The sequence below is a fragment of the Ochrobactrum sp. SFR4 genome, assembly GCF_019730395.1.
Lineage (GTDB): Bacteria > Pseudomonadota > Alphaproteobacteria > Rhizobiales > Rhizobiaceae > Pseudochrobactrum.
Genome location: NZ_JAAPBB010000045.1, coordinates 1 through 1,649 on the forward strand (window position 1 = coordinate 1; position 1,649 = coordinate 1,649).

1 protein-coding gene and 1 pseudogene are annotated in these 1,649 nt (G+C 53.1%); both read right to left on the reverse strand.

Features of this window, described 5'->3' with window-relative positions; genetic code table 11:
- Positions 1 to 8: 8 nt before the first annotated feature.
- On the reverse strand, positions 9 to 155 hold the full coding sequence (locus HBA93_RS17695; protein WP_221724166.1) for a hypothetical protein: 147 nt from the start codon (positions 153 to 155) through the stop codon (positions 9 to 11).
- Between the two features lie 214 nt (positions 156 to 369).
- Positions 370 to 1,578: pseudogene (locus HBA93_RS17700) on the reverse strand (D-tagatose-bisphosphate aldolase, class II, non-catalytic subunit); the annotation flags it as partial.
- Positions 1,579 to 1,649 lie beyond the last annotated feature (71 nt).

Here is a 1,649-nt window from a genome sequence, read left to right on the forward strand (position 1 = left end):
ATCTCTTCTCACCTCAATCCGTTACGCACAATAAGCGTGACATAGCTCAACAGAGGTGAAAATTTTGCGACACAACCGGTCCAGATCGAATAGGCAATAATCTCACGCGGAAAACGCACCCCCTTCAGATGGGGAAAGGCACTGGGTAATTTCATGCTGTCTAGATACCACAAGCGATAAGGGCAAACTACTTGGCAATACCCTTTACGGAGCTCGCAGCATAGATGTGTCCGGAAATAAGACCGTTTATAATCTACTCAAAACTTTGCAACAAAAACAGGGCGCATCCTCCTCAATGGTGCTCAACGAACCCATTCTGCTACATCAAGGCCGTCGGAGGGTGTTCATCCCATCACAATCCTTTGAATATCAATATATTCCGATGGCTTTTCCATAGACGCGGATGACGTTTCGGACGGCTTCGACCATTAGTGTATGTGCCGTGGCTTCAATCTTGCCCGCTGCAACAGCCGGATAAAGCGTGCCGAGATACTGGCTGATCAGCGTTTCCGGAATTTTGCGACCTTCAAGACGGTTGAGTAGCGAATTGACGGCAGCCGTGGCTTCCGGATGCGGCCAGTAATAGCGAATGCGGTCGCTATAGGAGAAATGGCGCTGAAGACGCAGCTCTTCCGCATCGCCATGATAATATTTCTCCCAGTTCTTAGGCTGGTTGAGAAGCAGCTTCTCAAGCTTGCCGCGAACGGTTTCTTCTTCCGACAGTTTGTCGAGGAAAGCTGCAATCTGATCAAGGCCGTAGAGTGCTTCACGCAGCGCGAACGTCAGGCCCGGTCCGACTTTCAGAATGGCAAAGCCATCATGAACTAAGGCCGACAGCGCCTCAACTGGCTGATAGTCAGTCGAATGGGCTTCAAAGACGAATTGCGGTGTTTGGTTGAGAACGCCGCTTAAAGCGGTCGCTTTGTTGCTGTCGTAATAGACAACGTTTTCATTGCCGAATTCCACGCCTGGCTGCACGACAACGCCGATGGCGCGCGCGAATGCATCCTCTAAGCCAAGAGCTGCAAAAGCCTTGCGATGAATGGCGATGGTTTCGAGGGCTGCATCTGGCTTGGTCAGTTTCAGATCCTCGATTTCTTCCATTGCACCGCCCGGGATCGGAACTTCCGTGCCGACAATATAGACAGGCAGATCGAAGCCGGAATCAGCTGCTGCTTTTTCCGCAACCTTGGCAAGACGGGCCGCGCGTTCAGCGGTCACGGCATCAGGCAGTGCAACCGGTTCGCCAGCGCAGCCCATGGAGGTGTCGAGATGGATTTTGGTGAAGCCTGCACGCACAAAACCATCCATCATCACTTCGGACTTGGCCATGGCTTCTTCAACTGACAAATGCTTCCAGGGATTGGGGCCGAGGTGATCACCGCCCAGAATCAGTCGCTTGGTATCAAAGCCGAGACGCGCTGCGATGTCTTCGACAAAACGGCGGAAATCAGCCGGTGTCATGCCGGTATAGCCGCCATCCTGATTGACCTGATTGCAGGTGGCTTCGATCAGAACGTCGGTCTTGGTTGCAATGCCTTCAAGAAGGGCGGCTTCGATAACCAGAGGATGTGCCGAGCCGGTCGAGGGTTTGTCTGGCCGACAGGTGCGACTGCTCGACCAGCCGGATGATCTCAAGCTTCTCGGTG

What these genes read in the sequence shown, in the direction of transcription:
- HBA93_RS17695 (WP_221724166.1), bottom strand. Translation starts at nt 155, where the DNA reads ATGAAATTACCCAGTGCCTTTCCCCATCTGAAGGGGGTGCGTTTTCCG.